Origin of the sequence: Alteribacter aurantiacus DSM 18675 (assembly GCF_000429705.1) — a bacterium.
Classification (GTDB): Bacteria; Bacillota; Bacilli; order Bacillales; family Salisediminibacteriaceae; genus Alteribacter; species Alteribacter aurantiacus.
The window spans coordinates 126,544-144,107 of record NZ_AUCJ01000011.1; the positions used below are offsets into that span (position 1 = coordinate 126,544).

14 protein-coding genes and 1 other annotated feature are annotated in these 17,564 nt (G+C 44.5%); all 14 genes read right to left on the bottom strand.

The window, feature by feature from the left end; translation table 11 throughout:
• The gene (rplW, locus tag G476_RS0102005) at positions 1 to 291 is read right to left on the bottom strand and encodes a 50S ribosomal protein L23 (protein ID WP_026688623.1); all 291 of its coding nucleotides are present in this window, start codon (positions 289 to 291) and stop codon (positions 1 to 3) included.
• Positions 291 to 914: a 50S ribosomal protein L4 gene (gene rplD / locus G476_RS0102010; RefSeq protein WP_026688624.1), complete on the bottom strand. Its 624-nt coding sequence runs from the start codon at positions 912 to 914 to the stop codon at positions 291 to 293. The genes rplW and rplD overlap by 1 nt, the downstream gene beginning before the upstream one ends.
• 29 nt (positions 915 to 943) lie before the next feature.
• Positions 944 to 1,573, bottom strand: coding sequence for a 50S ribosomal protein L3 (gene rplC, locus G476_RS0102015; protein WP_026688625.1), 630 nt, complete (start codon positions 1,571 to 1,573; stop codon positions 944 to 946).
• Between the two features lie 30 nt (positions 1,574 to 1,603).
• Positions 1,604 to 1,912 (bottom strand): 30S ribosomal protein S10, encoded by a 309-nt coding sequence (gene rpsJ / locus G476_RS0102020; RefSeq protein ID WP_026688626.1) that lies wholly within the window; start codon positions 1,910 to 1,912, stop codon positions 1,604 to 1,606.
• Positions 1,913 to 2,855: 943 nt separating this feature from the next.
• Positions 2,856 to 4,046 carry an elongation factor Tu gene (gene tuf, locus G476_RS0102025; protein ID WP_026688627.1) on the bottom strand — a complete coding sequence of 397 codons (1,191 nt, stop codon included), beginning with the start codon at positions 4,044 to 4,046 and terminating at the stop codon, positions 2,856 to 2,858.
• A gap of 129 nt (positions 4,047 to 4,175) precedes the next feature.
• Positions 4,176 to 6,254 (bottom strand): elongation factor G, encoded by a 2,079-nt coding sequence (gene fusA, locus G476_RS0102030; RefSeq protein ID WP_026688628.1) that lies wholly within the window; start codon positions 6,252 to 6,254, stop codon positions 4,176 to 4,178.
• Between the two features lie 140 nt (positions 6,255 to 6,394).
• Positions 6,395 to 6,865 (bottom strand): 30S ribosomal protein S7, encoded by a 471-nt coding sequence (gene rpsG, locus G476_RS0102035; protein ID WP_026688629.1) that lies wholly within the window; start codon positions 6,863 to 6,865, stop codon positions 6,395 to 6,397.
• A gap of 51 nt (positions 6,866 to 6,916) precedes the next feature.
• Positions 6,917 to 7,330: a 30S ribosomal protein S12 gene (gene rpsL, locus G476_RS0102040; RefSeq protein WP_026688630.1), complete on the bottom strand. Its 414-nt coding sequence runs from the start codon at positions 7,328 to 7,330 to the stop codon at positions 6,917 to 6,919.
• Positions 7,331 to 7,444: 114 nt separating this feature from the next.
• Positions 7,445 to 7,693 (bottom strand): 50S ribosomal protein L7ae-like protein, encoded by a 249-nt coding sequence (locus G476_RS0102045; RefSeq protein ID WP_026688631.1) that lies wholly within the window; start codon positions 7,691 to 7,693, stop codon positions 7,445 to 7,447.
• Between the two features lie 400 nt (positions 7,694 to 8,093).
• On the bottom strand, positions 8,094 to 11,708 hold the full coding sequence (gene rpoC / locus G476_RS0102050) for a DNA-directed RNA polymerase subunit beta' (RefSeq protein ID WP_026688632.1): 3,615 nt from the start codon (positions 11,706 to 11,708) through the stop codon (positions 8,094 to 8,096).
• A gap of 36 nt (positions 11,709 to 11,744) precedes the next feature.
• Positions 11,745 to 15,287 carry a DNA-directed RNA polymerase subunit beta gene (rpoB, locus tag G476_RS0102055; protein WP_026688633.1) on the bottom strand — a complete coding sequence of 1,181 codons (3,543 nt, stop codon included), beginning with the start codon at positions 15,285 to 15,287 and terminating at the stop codon, positions 11,745 to 11,747.
• A 404-nt stretch (positions 15,288 to 15,691) separates the two neighbouring features.
• A complete protein-coding gene (locus G476_RS0102060; protein WP_026688634.1) occupies positions 15,692 to 16,297 on the bottom strand; it encodes a methyltransferase in 606 nt (201 codons plus the stop codon).
• A 122-nt stretch (positions 16,298 to 16,419) separates the two neighbouring features.
• Complete coding sequence (gene rplL, locus G476_RS0102065; protein WP_026688635.1) at positions 16,420 to 16,782, bottom strand: 50S ribosomal protein L7/L12; 363 nt, start codon at positions 16,780 to 16,782, stop codon at positions 16,420 to 16,422.
• 66 nt (positions 16,783 to 16,848) lie between these two features.
• The gene (gene rplJ / locus G476_RS0102070; RefSeq protein WP_026688636.1) at positions 16,849 to 17,349 is read right to left on the bottom strand and encodes a 50S ribosomal protein L10; all 501 of its coding nucleotides are present in this window, start codon (positions 17,347 to 17,349) and stop codon (positions 16,849 to 16,851) included.
• A gap of 39 nt (positions 17,350 to 17,388) precedes the next feature.
• Positions 17,389 to 17,535, bottom strand: a sequence feature (ribosomal protein L10 leader region).
• Between the last annotated feature and the right edge of the window lie 29 nt (positions 17,536 to 17,564).

Genomic DNA, 17,564 nt, shown 5'->3' on the forward strand with positions numbered 1-17,564 from the left:
TTATACACCTTCAAAGAAGTCTAGTTCTTTGCTATCTGGTGTTAACTGAACAATGGCTTTTTTGCGCTTGCTCTTGTAGCCTGTATAACGTCCGAAACGACGGAATTTACCTTTGTAATTCTGTGTGTTGACTTTTTCTACTGTTACACCAAAGATCTCTTCGATAGCGACTTTGATCTGAGTCTTGTTAGCGCGAGTGTCCACTTCAAAAGTGTACTTTTTCTCTTCCATCAAGTCAGTAGAACGTTCAGTGATTACGGGGCGCTTAATAATATCACGAGCGTTTGCCATTATGCAAGCACCTCCTCTACCTTTTTAACAGCGTCTTGAGTGATCACAAGGTTGCTGTGGCTCACGACGTCTAACACATTAATACCATCTGCAGTAACTGTTTTTACTCCAGGTAGGTTGCGTGTAGAAAGAGCGATAGCGTCATTGTAGTCAGCTGTTACAACAAGTGTTTTTTCTCCTGAAGTAAGACCGGCTAAAACGGCTTTCATCTCTTTTGTTTTTGGTGTTTCTAGGCTCAATCCTTCTAGTACGCGAATTTCTTCAGCTTGTACTTTAGAAGAAAGAGCAGATTTGATCGCCAAACGACGAACTTTTTTCGGTAATTTGTAGCCATAGCTACGAGGTGTAGGACCGAATGCGACACCCCCGCCAACCCATAATGGTGAACGGATTGTACCGTGACGGGCACGGCCAGTACCTTTTTGTCTCCAAGGTTTCTTTCCGCCACCGCGAACGTCTGAACGTCCTTTGACAGAGTGAGTACCTTGTCTTTGTGAAGCTTGCTGCATGATAACAGCGTCATATAGAACACTTTCATTTGGTTCAATACCGAAAATGCTATCGGATAGCTCGATATCGCCAACTTGAGAGCCAGTTTGGTTAAATAAAGTAACTTTAGGCATCAGGGCTCCTCCTTTCCTAATCGATCTACTTATTTAGCTTTTACAGCAGATTCTACTGTAACGAAGCTTTTCTTAGCGCCTGGTACATTTCCTTTTACCAAGAGCAGGTTACGTTCTGTATCAACACGGACAACTTCAAGGTTTTGAACCGTTTTTGTTTCTCCACCCATTTGTCCAGGTAAGTTTTTACCTTTACGTACGTGGTTCGGGTCTACAGGTCCCATTGAACCAGGGCGACGGTGATAACGTGAACCGTGGGACATTGGTCCGCGGGATTGGTTATGGCGCTTGATCGCACCTTGGAAACCTTTACCTTTGGATTGTCCTGTTACGTCTACAACGTCTCCAGCTGTAAAAGTATCTACTTTGACTTCCTGACCAACTGCATAATCCGCTAAGTTCACATCGCGAATTTCTCTAACGAAGCGCTTAGGGGCAGTGTCAGCTTTAGCAGCGTGTCCTTTTTCAGGTTTGTTAGCGCGGTGGTCTTTCTTGTCACCGTAACCAACTTGAATAGCTTCGTAACCGTCAGCTTCAACCGTCTTCTTTTGAAGAACAACGTTTGGAGTCGCTTCGATTACTGTTACTGGGATGACCTCGCCGTTTTCAGCGAACACTTGAGTCATTCCTAATTTCTTACCTAAGATTCCTTTGGTCATGAGTCACACCTCCTGTTATTAAACAATCATTTATAGTTTGATTTCAATGTCAACGCCTGATGGCAGGTCTAATCTCATTAGAGCATCCACAGTTTGTGGTGTTGGCTCAATGATGTCGATTAAACGCTTATGAGTACGCATCTCGAACTGCTCACGAGAATCCTTGTATTTGTGTACCGCACGAAGAACCGTGTAAATAGACTTTTCAGTTGGTAGTGGGATTGGCCCCGCTACACTTGCACCTGAACGCTTTGCTGTTTCAACGATTTTCTCTGCAGATTGATCAAGAGTTCTGTGATCGTAAGCTTTAAGACGAATACGAATCTTTTGTTTTGCCATTTGATTACCTCCTTCTTTCGCCCATTTTTGGAAATAGACTTGCTCCGCGGAAATTGTCCTCGCACCGTCCCATGGCAAAGGGGCCTGGTGTGTCGGTAACCTCCCACATCTACGCCTGTCATGTGACCAACATTATTCAGTATACATGAATCCAACTCAGGAATCAAGTTTTTTTCATAAATAATATGTTCAATCACAATTATCTATTATATAGATTATCGCCTTGTATTTCAAGGGTTAGACAGTGTGGGAATGTTTTCTTTTTAGAGTGGTTTCGATTGGGAAGTAATTCGGAGTATTTTTCTATAAAGCATAGGATCTATTCTGAGATTTACTTGTTGAGTAAAAATCAAGAATGCTAAAAAACGTTAGTTGATTTAATCCTAAAAAAAAACCATAGTTGATGGAAACGGCATGACCTTCGCTTTCCGCGGTGGTACCGGCGAGCCTCCTCGAGCTGGCGCTCTGCGGGGTCTCCCCTGGCCCCTACTAGAAGGCACTGAAAAAGTTCGATCTTTAACTTTTTCAGTGCCTTCGAAGCAATGAGCGTAACGGTTGCCTGTTTTGAAAGCATGATACGAGTGGATTTCTCGTATCAGGCGCGCAACCTGGAGCCATTGCCATTCAAATAAAGGCAGTGAAAAAGTCGGGGTGTACTTTTTCAGTGGCTTCCTCCTACTACCGCAGGAGTCTTCGGTCATGCCGTTTCCATCTCATCTCTTTATACCAAGATTCATATTTCAAATTAATATATTCATTATTAATAGCTGCCTGTTCTGTTGTCGTTCACTACAGTTGCACCTCTCATAATCAAATGTCAGCCAAGGGTTGTGAGTCTAACGAAGACAACTTTGTTTTCCAGGACATATAATATAGAAGAAACACGTACAAATAAATATAAAAAACAACCCTTGGGAAAATCCCAAGGGTTGTTTGAAAGTTATTACTCAGTGATTTCAGCAACAACGCCGGCACCAACAGTACGTCCACCCTCACGGATAGAGAACTTAGTACCTTCTTCGATCGCGATTGGGTTGATAAGCTCAACTGTCATCTCGATGTTGTCACCAGGCATTACCATCTCAACGCCTTCTGGTAGGTTACAGATACCAGTTACGTCAGTTGTACGGAAGTAGAACTGTGGACGGTAGTTAGTGAAGAATGGAGTGTGACGTCCACCCTCTTCTTTAGATAGTACATAAACTTCAGCTTTGAACTTTGTGTGTGGAGTGATTGTTCCTGGCTTAGCAAGAACTTGTCCACGAGTGATGTCGTCACGGGATACACCACGTAGTAGCGCTCCAATGTTGTCACCAGCTTCAGCATAGTCAAGAAGCTTACGGAACATTTCTACTCCAGTTACAGTAGTCTTCTTAGACTCTTCTTCAATACCGATGATTTCAACTTCGTCACCTACGTTAAGTTGTCCACGCTCAACACGTCCAGTTGCAACAGTACCACGACCAGTGATAGAGAATACGTCCTCTACTGGCATCATGAATGGCTTGTCTTTGTCACGCTCTGGAGTTGGGATGTAATCGTCAACTTGTTGCATTAGGTCTACGATCGCTTGCTCGTGATCAGCGTCGCCTTCTAGTGCTTTAAGAGCAGAACCTTTAACTACTGGGATGTCATCGCCAGGGAAGTCGTACTCAGAAAGAAGGTCACGTACTTCCATTTCTACTAGCTCAAGTAGCTCTTCGTCGTCAACTTGGTCAGTTTTGTTAAGGAATACTACGATTGAAGGTACCCCTACCTGACGAGAAAGTAGAATGTGCTCACGAGTTTGTGGCATTGGGCCGTCAGCAGCGGATACTACAAGAATAGCTCCGTCCATTTGAGCAGCACCAGTGATCATGTTCTTAACGTAGTCAGCGTGTCCTGGGCAGTCTACGTGTGCATAGTGACGGCTGTCAGTTTCGTACTCAACGTGTGCAGTGGAGATTGTGATTCCACGCTCGCGCTCTTCAGGAGCTCCGTCGATTTGGTCATAAGCCATCGCAGTACCTTTACCGGATTTCTTATGAAGTACGTGAGTGATTGCAGCAGTTAGTGTTGTTTTACCGTGGTCAACGTGTCCAATAGTACCAATGTTGGCATGCGTCTTGGAACGATCAAATTTTTCTTTAGCCATGATCTAATTCCTCCTTGAATTTCATAGAATTTTTATATTAGGGAGAATGATGAAAAGCAGTGCCGTTCACCACTCTAAGCTTACAACAAACTTAGCTTACAACAAAATGACCTGCGAGACAATAACAGATTACTTACCAGACTGTTTTTTGATGATCTCTTCAGAAATACTCTTCGGTACTTCTTCATAGTGGTCAAAGTGCATAGTGTACTGTCCGCGTCCTTGCGTGTTTGAACGAAGGGAAGTCGCGTAACCGAACATTTCGGAAAGTGGCACCATCGCTTTAACGATTTGTGCATTACCGCGGGCTTCCATACCTTCAACACGTCCACGACGGGAAGTTACGTCACCCATGATGTCACCCATGTACTCTTCAGGAACAACCACTTCTACTTTCATGACTGGCTCAAGAATAGCTGGGTTACATCTTTTCGCCGCTTCTTTAACAGCAAGGGAAGCAGCAACTTTAAATGCCATCTCGTTGGAGTCAACATCGTGGTAAGACCCATCAACAAGAGTAGCTTTTACGTCGATAACTTCGTAACCGGCGAGCATTCCGTTTTTAAGAGACTCTTCAAGACCCTGTCCAACAGAAGGGATGTATTCACGAGGAACAACACCACCGACGACTTTATCAACGAATTCGAAGCCTTTGCCTTCTTCGTTAGGTTCGAACTCAACCCAAACGTGACCAAATTGTCCACGACCACCGGATTGACGTACGAATTTACCTTCAACTTTCGCCGCTTGACGGATTGTCTCACGGTAAGAAACTTGAGGTGCACCAACATTTGCTTCCACTTTGAATTCACGCTTCATACGGTCAACGATGATGTCAAGGTGAAGCTCACCCATACCAGCGATGATCGTTTGTCCTGTTTCTTCATCAGTGTGTGTGCGGAATGTTGGATCTTCTTCTGCAAGTTTACCTAAAGCGATACCCATTTTATCTTGGTCTGCTTTAGACTTAGGCTCTACAGAAAGGGAGATTACTGGCTCAGGGAATTCCATGGATTCAAGAATAACCATGTTCTTCTCATCACAGATTGTGTCTCCTGTTGTTGTGCTCTTAAGTCCTACACCCGCAGCGATGTCACCAGCGTAGACAGTCGGAATCTCTTCACGGTGATTGGCGTGCATTTGTAGAATACGTCCCATACGCTCACGCTTGTCTTTTGTTGAGTTCTTAACGTAAGAACCAGCGTCAACAGTACCAGAGTATACGCGGAAGAATGTTAGTTTACCTACGAAAGGATCCGTCATAACTTTAAATGCCAATGCAGAGAATGGCTCGTCATCACTTGGCTTACGTAGAACTTCTTCTTCACTATCCGGCTTCAATCCAGTCATTGGAGGTACGTCCAATGGAGATGGAAGGTAGTCGATTACAGCATCTAGCATTAACTGAACACCTTTGTTTTTAAAGGCAGATCCGCAGATGACAGGGTAGAATTCAACGTCACAAGTACCTTTACGGATCGCAGCTTTGATCTCTTCAGTCGTAAGCTCTTCACCTTCAAGGTATTTCATCATTAATTCTTCGTCAAGTTCGGAAACCGCTTCTAGTAACTTTTCACGGTATTCATTTGCTTGATCCTTATACTCATCTGGGATTTCACGTGCTTCCGTACGTGATCCAAGATCATCTAAGTAGTAGTAGGCATTCATTTCAACAAGGTCGATGATTCCTTCGAAGTCATCTTCCGCACCGATTGGCAACTGGATCGCTTGTGCGTTAGCACCAAGACGATCGTGCATTGTGCCTAGTGAGTAGATGAAGTCTGCACCGATCTTGTCCATTTTGTTTACGAAAACAACACGTGGTACGCCATACGTAGTCGCTTGACGCCAAACTGTTTCCGTTTGTGGTTCTACACCGGACTGTGCATCAAGAACAGCAACGGCACCATCAAGTACACGTAAAGAACGCTCTACCTCTACAGTAAAGTCTACGTGCCCTGGAGTATCGATGATATTAACACGGTGTTCTTTCCAAGCGGCTGTAGTGGCAGCAGAAGTGATCGTGATTCCACGCTCTTGCTCCTGGTCCATCCAGTCCATTTGAGAAGCACCCTCGTGCGTTTCACCGATTTTGTGAATACGCCCTGTGTAGAAAAGTACACGTTCAGTCGTCGTCGTTTTACCAGCGTCAATGTGCGCCATGATTCCGATATTACGCGTCTTTTCCAAGGAGAATTCTCTAGCCATGGTCAATTTCTCCTTCCTTAAGTGAAGATGTTAGTGTGTTGAGAGAATATGAGGAATGGCCGGTCACCCGGCCGCCTCACGATATCTTCTCGAATAACTGTATTTGAATTATCGTCGACCTTAAGAGGACGTTGATATTCCTACCAGCGGTAGTGAGCGAATGCTTTGTTTGCTTCCGCCATACGGTGAGTGTCTTCGCGCTTTTTAACAGCGGCTCCCGTGTTGTTTGCAGCGTCCATGATTTCATTAGCAAGACGCTCTTCCATCGTTTTTTCACCACGAAGGCGAGCATAGCTTACTAACCAACGAAGTCCTAGAGCAGTACGACGCTCTGGTTTTACTTCGATTGGTACTTGGTAGTTTGCACCACCAACACGGCGTGCTTTTACTTCAAGAACAGGCATGATGTTTTTAAGTGCTTGTTCGAATACTTCTTGAGGATCATTGCCGGTACGTTCTTTTACTAATTCAAAAGACTTGTAAAGAGTTGTTTGTGCTTTCCCTTTTTTACCGTCGATCATCATACGGTTGATCATACGAGTAACAAGCTTCGATTTGTAAAGTGGATCAGGTAATACATCTCTTTTTGGTACTGGTCCTTTACGAGGCATGTGGTCCCCTCCTTCCATCCATTATTAGTCATTTCTATTGGTGTTAATCAATTATTTCTTAGGACGCTTCGTTCCGTACTTGGAACGACCTTGTGCACGGTTTTCAACTCCCGCAGTATCAAGCGCACCACGTACGATGTGGTAACGTACCCCCGGTAAGTCTTTTACTCGTCCACCACGGATAAGAACAACACTGTGTTCTTGTAGGTTGTGTCCGATTCCTGGGATGTAAGCTGTAACTTCAATTTGGTTCGTTAGACGAACACGAGCATATTTACGCAATGCGGAGTTTGGCTTCTTTGGTGTCATTGTACCAACACGAGTACAAACGCCACGCTTTTGCGGTGAGCTCAAGTCCGTTTGAGACTTTTTGAAGCTGTTATATCCTTTATTTAAAGCTGGTGAGTCGGACTTTTTTGTTTTAGATACGCGACCTTTGCGTACTAATTGGTTAATTGTCGGCATGGTATTTCCTCCTTTCATATCAACTATCTTTAAGTCCACTGGTCCAGGTGGTTCATAAAAGTGCAAAAGTAAAGTTTTTGCCGCAGAAGGTAGTCCCCTTAAGCAAAAACTAATTTACTTTTTAATTGCTACAATTGCTGCTGATACGTCGATTCCACAAGCTTTTCCAAGCTTTTTCATAGAGTCAACGGTTAAGATCGGCACCCCTTGGTCTTCAGCTAATGCCAAAACCTTAGCGAGGACACCTTGATCAGCATCGTCGGCAATGATCAATTCTTTAACCTGCTGTTCTTCCAGTGCTTTAAGTGTTTGTTTCGTGCCCACTATTCTTTCATTCGCCTGCACTACTTTTTCATAAGACATGTTTGATCCTCCAAAGCATCAGGTTTAGGCGCACTTTTATATATTATCACCCGTGATAATTTGTGTCAACAGCCTAATGAATTTTTTCTTATGAGTATACCCTTGCTTAAGTATCCAAGGCTCCGCTTCACGCTATCCGCTCCCTTTCCGCGGCGGTGCCGGCGAGCCTCCTCGGGCTATGCCCTTACGGGGTCTCTCCTGGCTCCTACTGCCGCAGGAGTGTCGCAGCTAGCATTCAGCTACGCAACCAATGAGACACGGAATTTCGTAAGATGAAAAGGGTACCTGAACTAAGAAGCGTACTCATTTTTTAAAGGGTAATGCTGGGACAAAAGTGTTTCAATGAATGAATTAAATCCATTGAAACACGATCTTTATATGTCCCAGCCCGCTCCTTAAATTAATCTTGAATCGTCGCTTCTTCAATCGTTGGCATTTCGCCTTGCTTGTCATCTTCCATCGATACGTTAATCTTGCGGTAACGTTGCATTCCTGTACCAGCAGGAACAAGCTTACCGATAATAACGTTCTCTTTCAGTCCTACAAGCTCATCTCGCTTACCTTTAATTGCTGCGTCTGTCAGGACACGCGTTGTCTCCTGGAAGGATGCCGCAGAAAGGAAGGAGTCTGTTTCAAGAGATGCTTTTGTAATACCAAGAAGAACTGGTTTACCTGTTGCTGGTGTGCCACCACGCAAGAGAACATCTTTGTTTGCTTCGTTAAACTGGTGAATCTCGATGAGAGAACCTGGTAGTACTTCTGTATCTCCAGCATCAAGGACGCGGATCTTACGAAGCATTTGTCGTACCATTACCTCAACGTGCTTATCACCAATTTCTACCCCTTGCATACGGTAAACTTTTTGTACTTCACGGAGAAGGTACTCTTGTACACCTTGTACGCCTGAGACAGTTAGAAGCTCCTTAGGATCAATTGAACCTTCAGTGAGTTCTTGACCTGGTTTTACTTCTGCTCCTACTTCAACTTTCATACGGGAGCCATATGGCGTCGTGTAAGAACGTGTTTCAAGGTCACCTTTAACAATAACCTCTTTCTTTTCATTCACATCTTTAACGTCGGTTACAACACCTTCGATTTCAGAAATGACAGCCTGACCTTTAGGGTTACGCGCCTCAAATACCTCTTGGATACGCGGTAAACCTTGTGTAATATCGTCTCCGGCTACCCCACCTGTGTGGAAGGTACGCATCGTTAACTGTGTACCTGGCTCACCGATAGACTGGGCAGCGATAATTCCTACTGCTTCGCCTACTTCTACTTCCGCACCTGTTGCAAGGTTACGTCCGTAACAAGACTTACATACCCCGTGCTTTGTGTCACACGTAAAGGCAGAACGAATGATCAACTCTTTAACACCAGCGTCTTCGATCATTTTTGACGTGTCTTCGTCGAGTGTTTGGTTTTTCTCAGCCAGTACTTCCCCAGTTTCAGGATGAAGAACAGTCTGGAATGTTAAACGACCAACTAGACGATCATACAATGGCTCGATGACTTCTGTTCCTTCCTTGATCGCGGCTACTTTCAAACCACGGTCTGTTCCACAATCTTGTTCACGTACGATAACGTCCTGTGCAACATCAACCAGTCGACGAGTAAGGTAACCCGAGTCGGCTGTTTTAAGGGCCGTATCGGCAAGACCTTTACGAGCACCGTGAGTGGAGATAAAGTACTCAAGTACTGTTAGTCCTTCACGGAAACTGGATTTGATCGGAAGTTCGATGATTCGTCCGGATGGGTTTGCCATCAGACCACGCATACCCGCAAGCTGCGTAAAGTTCGATGCGTTACCTCGGGCACCGGAATCACTCATCATAAAGATTGGGTTGGACGTGTCAAGTGTACCCATCAACTTGCTTTGGATCACATCTTTAGCGGAACTCCAAATTTCAATAACCTTATCGTAACGCTCTTCTTCCGTGATTAAACCACGACGGAATTGCTTTAAGACTCGGTCTACTTTCGTTTCCGCATCGTCCAAGATTTTCTGCTTGTCTTTAAGTACCACGATATCCGATACACCAATTGTAATACCGGCTTTTGTGGAGTAATAGAATCCTAAGTCTTTCATCTTATCAAGCATGATTGACGTTTCGGATACTTTAAACTTCTTAAATACTTGCGCGATGATGTCACCTAGGAAACCTTTTTTAAACGGTTTAATAATGTCACGCTTAGCAATTTCCTTTTTCACATCCGTGTCTGTTGGCACGATGTAATTGTCAGGCGTTTCTTCCTGAAGGTTGTATGCTGTCGGTTCATTAAGATAAGGGAATTCAGGAGGCAGGATTTCGTTAAAGATAACCTTACCAACTGAAGTTAGAATCAGCTTTCCTTTTTGGTGATCCTTAAACGGTTTATCACCTAGAGAATCTACCGGTACAGCAATTCGAGTGTGAAGGTGTGCGTATCCGTTTTGATATGCTGTAAGCACTTCGTTCGGACCATAGTACACATTACCTTCTCCGACTGCATCTTTTCGCTCAAGTGTAAGGTAGTAGTTACCAAGTACCATATCCTGGGACGGCGTAACAACCGGTTTACCATCTTTAGGGTTCAAGATGTTTTGAGCTGCAAGCATGAGAAGACGAGACTCGGCTTGTGCTTCTGCAGAAAGTGGAACGTGAACGGCCATTTGGTCCCCGTCAAAGTCGGCGTTATAAGCTGTACACACAAGTGGGTGAAGCTTAATAGCACGACCTTCAACAAGTGTTGGTTCAAACGCCTGAATTCCAAGTCTGTGAAGGGTAGGTGCTCGGTTAAGAAGCACCGGGTGCTCCCTAATTACTTGCTCTAATACATCCCATACTTCAGGTTGAACACGCTCAACTTTACGCTTAGCGCTCTTAATGTTGTGAGCAAGTCCCTTACTCACAAGCTCTTTCATAACGAACGGCTTAAATAGTTCAAGTGCCATTTCTTTTGGCAGACCACATTGGTACATCTTTAAGTGTGGACCTACTACGATTACAGAACGACCGGAGTAGTCAACTCGTTTACCAAGAAGGTTCTGACGGAAACGACCTTGCTTCCCTTTAAGCATGTGAGAAAGAGATTTTAACGGACGGTTACCCGGTCCGGTTACTGGACGACCACGACGTCCGTTATCAATCAAAGCATCGACAGCTTCTTGAAGCATACGCTTCTCGTTTTGTACGATAATGCTTGGTGCACCAAGATCGAGGAGTCGCTTCAATCGGTTGTTACGGTTAATTACCCGGCGATAAAGGTCGTTCAAATCGGAAGTCGCGAAACGACCACCGTCCAACTGAACCATCGGACGTAATTCCGGTGGAATGACAGGAAGAACGTCTAAGATCATCCAATCTGGGTTGTTGCCTGAATTACGGAATGCTTCAAGAACTTCAAGGCGCTTGATCGCACGTGTACGTCTTTGACCTTGAGCTGTAAGCAATTCTTCTTTCAGCATATTTACTTCTTTATCAAGATCAATGTCTTGAAGAAGTTTGCGAATCGCTTCTGCACCCATTTGGGCCGTGAAAGAACGTCCGTATTTTTCTCGATACGTACGGTACTCTCTCTCAGAAAGCAATTGTTTTAATTCAAGTGGTGTATCTCCTGTTTCCGTTACTACATAAGAAGCGAAGTAGATAACTTCTTCAAGAGAACGTGGGGACATGTCAAGGACAAGCCCCATTCTGCTTGGGATCCCTTTGAAGTACCAGATGTGGGAGACAGGGGCAGCAAGCTCGATGTGCCCCATTCTCTCACGACGTACTTTCGCACGAGTCACTTCAACACCACAGCGGTCACAAACGACACCTTTATAACGGACACGCTTGTATTTCCCACAGTGACATTCCCAGTCTTTTGTTGGACCGAAAATGCGTTCACAGAACAAGCCGTCTTTTTCAGGCTTTAGCGTTCTATAGTTAATTGTTTCAGGCTTTTTAACTTCTCCTCTTGACCAAGAGCGGATTTTATCCGGAGAAGCCAAGCCGATTTTCATATACTCAAAGTTATTAACATCTATCAAGGGGCCAACCTCCCTTTCGACTTTCAAGATCTGCCATTAACTGTTCGATTCAGTGGACTCTAAGTTTAGATTCAACTTGTCGTTGTTCTGATCTTCTTCGTCATCTAGCTCCAGCAGTTCAATCTCTTCTTCATTACTGGAGAGCATCTTCACGTCCATACCAAGACTTTGAAGCTCTTTGATAAGAACTTTAAAGGATTCAGGTACACCTGGTTCTGGTACGTTTTCTCCTTTAACGATCGCTTCGTACGTTTTCACACGCCCGACGACGTCATCGGATTTCACCGTCAGGATTTCCTGAAGTGTATAAGCAGCACCGTATGCTTCAAGTGCCCATACCTCCATCTCACCAAAACGCTGTCCACCAAACTGGGCTTTACCACCAAGTGGTTGTTGCGTAACGAGTGAGTATGGTCCTGTAGAACGAGCGTGAAGCTTGTCATCAACCATGTGTGCTAGTTTGATCATGTACATTACACCAACAGATACACGGTTATCAAATGCTTCCCCTGTTCTTCCATCATAAAGGACTGTCTTCGCGTCTTCAGCCATGCCAGCTTCGGCGATTGTAGCCCATACATCTTCCTCACGAGCACCGTCAAATACAGGAGACGCAATGTGGATACCGAGGGCTTTTGCAGCCATACCCATATGCATTTCAAGTACCTGTCCGATGTTCATACGAGATGGTACCCCAAGTGGGTTTAACATAATATCGATCGGTGTTCCATCTGGAAGATAAGGCATATCTTCTTCCGGAAGGATCTTCGAGATAACACCCTTGTTACCATGACGACCGGCCATTTTGTCACCTTCGTGAATTTTACGCTTTTGCACGAGGTATACGCGCACAAGCTGATTCACGCCTGGTGGTAGTTCGTCCCCGTCTTCACGGTTGAAGATTTTCACGTCAAGAACGATTCCGTCTCCGCCATGAGGCGCTCTGAGTGACGTATCACGCACTTCTCGAGCTTTTTCACCAAAGATCGCATGTAGAAGGCGTTCTTCCGCTGTTAGTTCTGTTACACCTTTAGGCGTTACTTTACCAACAAGGATATCTCCGTCTTTTACTTCCGCACCGACGCGGATAATCCCACGGTCGTCAAGGTTGCGAAGAGCATCTTCACCGACGTTAGGAATGTCACGTGTAATTTCTTCAGGTCCAAGCTTCGTGTCACGAGCTTCAGACTCATATTCTTCAATGTGAATGGACGTGTAAACATCGTCTTTTACAAGACGTTCACTCAAGATGATGGCATCCTCATAGTTGTAACCGTCCCATGTCATAAATCCGACTACGACGTTACGACCTAGTGCCATTTCACCTTTTTCCATTGATGGTCCATCAGCAAGGATCTCACCTGGTGTTACGATGTCCCCTTCACTTACGATCGGACGTTGGTTGTAGCAAGTTCCCTGGTTGGATCGGATGAATTTTTGAAGGTTATAGCGAATGGCATTCCCTTCAATTTCTTTTCCGTCCACTTCTTCAAGACGGCGAACTTGAATATAGTTACCGGACACGCGTTCAACGCGGCCTTTTGCTTTCGAGATAACAGCAGCACCAGAGTCTCTAGCAGACACATACTCCATACCTGTTCCCACAAGTGGAGACTCAGGGTTAAGAAGCGGTACAGCCTGACGTTGCATGTTCGCTCCCATTAGGGCACGGTTGGAGTCATCGTTTTCCAAGAACGGGATACACGCGGTCGCGGCAGATACTACCTGCTTTGGCGATACGTCCATGTAATCCACGCGGTCTTTAGGTACAACGATGTTCTCACCACGGAAACGACAAATGATGTTGTCATCGACGAACAATCCAGTCTCGTCAAGCTTCGCGTTAGCCTGGGCCACTACATAGTTATCCTCTTCGTCAGCTGTCAAATAGTCAATTTGTTCGGATACGCCACCGCGTTCATGGTCAACCTTACGATAAGGTGTTTCCATAAAGCCGAACTCATTTACTTTCGCAAAGCTGGAAAGAGAGTTGATTAGTCCAATGTTTGGACCCTCAGGTGTTTCGATTGGACACATACGACCATAGTGAGAGTAGTGAACGTCTCGTACTTCAAAGCCGGCACGCTCACGAGTCAGACCACCAGGTCCTAATGCAGACAGACGACGCTTATGTGTAAGTTCTGCAAGCGGGTTTGTCTGGTCCATAAACTGAGATAGCTGAGAGCTACCGAAGAACTCTTTAATGGATGCAATAACCGGACGAATGTTGATTAATGCCTGTGGCGTAATCATATTCGCATCTTGGATCGACATACGCTCTCGAACAACACGTTCCATACGGGATAGCCCGATACGGAATTGGTTCTGAAGCAACTCACCTACAGAACGAAGACGACGGTTACCCAAGTGGTCAATGTCATCGGTGTTGCCGACGCCATGTAATAGGTTAAAGAAGTAGTTGATGGAAGAAATGATGTCTGCAGGTGTGATGTTCTTCACACTGCGGTCCACCACGCCATTGCTGATCACACGGATCGGCTGAGCGTCTTCTTTACCGTTTTGAGGATGAATAAGAACAGATTGAAGCTCTACTTCTTCCTCTTCCACTACACCACCATTTAGAGTGTAATGACGGAAACCAACGTTATTCTCCAAGTAAGGAATCAGACGATCAAGAAGACGGCGATCAATCATAACCCCTTCTTCTGCAAGTACTTCGCCTGTATCCGGATCAACGAGCGTTTCAGCTAAGCGCTGGTTGAAAAGGCGTTCCTTAATATGAAGTTTCTTATTCATTTTGTAGCGACCAACATTAGCCAAGTCATAGCGCTTCGGATCAAAGAAACGAGACTCTAAGAGACTCTTGGCATTATCAACAGTTGGTGGCTCTCCTGGGCGAAGGCGCTCATAGATTTCAAGTAGCGCTTTCTCTGAGCTGTCCGTGTTGTCTTTGTCAAGTGAGTTACGTAAGTATTCATCTTCTCCCAGTAAGTCAATGATCTCTTGATCAGTTCCAAACCCGAGAGCACGGAGTAATACCGTAACCGGGATTTTTCGTGTACGGTCAATACGCACATAAACGACATCTTTAGCATCGGTTTCAAGCTCCAACCAAGCACCGCGGTTTGGAATCACAGTAGCTCCGAAGCCTTTCTTACCGTTTTTGTCAATTTTGTCGTTGAAATAGACACTTGGAGAACGAACGAGCTGAGACACGATAACACGCTCTGCACCGTTAATAACGAATGTCCCTGTTTCGGTCATAAGTGGGAAATCTCCCATAAATACTTCCTGCTCTTTTACTTCTCCTGTCTCTTTGTTGATCAAGCGGACCTTGACACGAAGAGGTGCAGAATAAGTAACATCCCTCTCTTTTGAATCTTCGACAGAGTACTTTGGCTCTCCTAAGCTATAATCAATAAACTCTAAAACCAAATTACCTGTGAAGTCTTCGATCGGGGAGATGTCTGAAAACATCTCGCGAATACCCTCATCAAGAAACCATTGATAAGAAGCCGTTTGAATCTCGATTAAGTTTGGAAGCTCCAAAACTTCGTTGATTCGCGCATAGCTTCTTCTCTGGCGGTGACGTCCATACTGAACTTGTTGACCTGTCAACTGATTCACCCCTCAAACCTAACGTTTTTATTAAGAAAAGCGCAAACGTCAATCCAATTAGCAACAGACGCAGCAAAATAAACAATACTACTATCCTCGCCATCATGACGCTTAAGCTAAACATAGACATGAAAATGCTTTCCTATCTATGAGCTAATGGGCATACGTTTGATCCCCATTAAACATAAAATAGGTCAATCTACAGGTTCGTGATTGTTACCTTTGATAAAAGGTGAAAAAACCAAAAAAGGGTATTTTCAAAGTCTTTTATCACAAAAGCATAAAAGACGTTACTAGTTTGTCCAAAATTACCCTTTTTATTCACGGATCCTATATTTAAACGCATTGACCCTATTTTCATTTACATACGCATTAAATAACATTAACACAACCGAAAAACAGAGTCAATGTTTTTTGGCGCGCAGAATAAAGTACCCTTTTTCTTTTAGAGGCACGTCCACTTCACCAACACCGAAAAGCTCTTCAAGCTTTTTCTTCGCAGACGGTGCACCCTGTTTTTTCTGAATGACCACCCACAACTCGCCGCCTGTTTTTAATTGAACATATGCTTCTTCAAGAAGTTGGTATACGGTTTCTTTTCCAGCGCGAATGGGAGGGTTCGTTAATATCGCCGCGAACTCTCGGTCTTTGATCTCGGAAAAGAGCATGCTCTCTTTAATTTCTACATTACTCACTTGGTTATTTGAGGCATTTTCCTTCGCGAGCTTAATCGCACGCTCATTGATGTCGACCATCACAAAGGTACGTTCGGGCATTTCTTTAGCCAAAGTAATTCCAATTGGTCCCCATCCGCAGCCAATGTCCCCAATCGGTCCATCTATTTCAGGAATCGTAAAGGCCTCAAGTAGCACACGAGTTCCAAAATCCAAGCCCCCTTTTGAAAAGACGCCTCTGTCAGACAAAAAGGTCAGCTTGTGTTCTCGCACATGGACTGCTACTTTTTCAGGTTGACTCGCAACATCTGGCTTATCAGAATAATAGTGACTCATCGTTTCCACCTGCCATGATTGAAAGTGTCGGTAGTTCCTTTACTCACTAGAACAAGAGACTACCTTTTATCGTGTAAAAAAACTCGCCTTGGATGAACCAAAGCGAGTTTTTAGAGCGTTCATTATTTAACTTCTACAGAAGCTCCAGCGTCTTCAAGCTTAGCTTTCATTTCTTCAGCTTCGTCTTTAGAAACGCCTTCTTTGATTGGTGCAGGAGCGCCGTCTACAAGAGCTTTCGCATCTTTAAGACCTAGGCCAGTGATTTCACGAACCACTTTGATTACGCCGATTTTTGAGCTTCCAGCAGACTCAAGTACTACGTCGAATTCAGTTTGTTCTTCAGCAGCTTCTCCAGCTCCGCCACCAGCTACAGCTACAGGTGCAGCAGCTTCTACTCCGAATTCTTCCTCGATCGCTTTAACAAGATCGTTTAGTTCTAGTACAGACATTTCTTTAATTGCATCAATAATTTGCTCTTTAGTCATTTGTCTTTCCTCCTATTTATTATAAGTTTCTAGTTTATGGTCAAGCCGATTTCAGGCATGTAAATGTTACGCGCCTTGTTCTTCCTTTTGTTCTGCAACAGCTTTTGTAGCCAATGCAAAGTTTCTGATTGGAGCTTGCATAACGCTGAGAAGCATTCCAAGCAAACCTTCGCGGGATGGTAGTTCCGCAAGTGCTTTAACTTCTTCGAGAGATGCAACGCGCCCTTCAATGACACCAGCTTTTAGTTCCAATGCATCGTGATCCTTCGCGAATTTGTTAAGAATTCTCGCAGGAGCGATAACATCGTCGTTACTAAATGCAATAGCAGTCGGTCCTACTAGTTGCTCGTCCAATTCACTTAGACCAGCTTCAGCAGTCGCACGACGAGTCATTGAGTTTTTGTAAACTTTGAAGTCTACGTTTGCTTCACGTAGTTGCTTACGAAGTTCAGTTACTTCTGAAACGTCAAGTCCGCGATAGTCAACAACAATTGTTGATTGGCTTTCCTTAAGTTTCGCAGCAATTTCCTGAACAACCGCTTGTTTTTTCTCAATAATTTTGCTCATCCTGTTCTGACACCTCCTATAGAATGAATGGTTCATACCGGAGAAATAAAAATGCCTCCACGTCGTAGACATGGAGGCACACGTATCGAAAACCTGTATAAACAGGGATCTGATCATGATTTCACCTAGGCAGGATATTAAGCGACATGTCGCTCCTGCTGTCTACGGTATGAGTGTTTATGAAAATCACTATTGAACAGTATATCCTCCTCAAA

Bases quoted from the DNA above. Each gene is read 5' to 3' on its own strand.
- G476_RS0102060 (WP_026688634.1), bottom strand. From the start codon at position 16,297: ATGAGTCACTATTATTCTGATAAGCCAGATGTTGCGAGTCAACCTGAA.
- rplW (WP_026688623.1), bottom strand. From the start codon at position 291: ATGGCAAACGCTCGTGATATTATTAAGCGCCCCGTAATCACTGAACGT.
- rplJ (WP_026688636.1), bottom strand. From the start codon at position 17,349: ATGAGCAAAATTATTGAGAAAAAACAAGCGGTTGTTCAGGAAATTGCT.
- rplC (WP_026688625.1), bottom strand. From the start codon at position 1,573: ATGACCAAAGGAATCTTAGGTAAGAAATTAGGAATGACTCAAGTGTTC.
- rpsL (WP_026688630.1), bottom strand. From the start codon at position 7,330: ATGCCGACAATTAACCAATTAGTACGCAAAGGTCGCGTATCTAAAACA.
- rpsG (WP_026688629.1), bottom strand. From the start codon at position 6,865: ATGCCTCGTAAAGGACCAGTACCAAAAAGAGATGTATTACCTGATCCA.
- rplL (WP_026688635.1), bottom strand. From the start codon at position 16,782: ATGACTAAAGAGCAAATTATTGATGCAATTAAAGAAATGTCTGTACTA.
- rplD (WP_026688624.1), bottom strand. From the start codon at position 914: ATGCCTAAAGTTACTTTATTTAACCAAACTGGCTCTCAAGTTGGCGAT.
- G476_RS0102045 (WP_026688631.1), bottom strand. From the start codon at position 7,693: ATGTCTTATGAAAAAGTAGTGCAGGCGAATGAAAGAATAGTGGGCACG.
- rpsJ (WP_026688626.1), bottom strand. From the start codon at position 1,912: ATGGCAAAACAAAAGATTCGTATTCGTCTTAAAGCTTACGATCACAGA.
- tuf (WP_026688627.1), bottom strand. From the start codon at position 4,046: ATGGCTAAAGAAAAATTTGATCGTTCCAAGACGCATGCCAACATTGGT.
- fusA (WP_026688628.1), bottom strand. From the start codon at position 6,254: ATGGCTAGAGAATTCTCCTTGGAAAAGACGCGTAATATCGGAATCATG.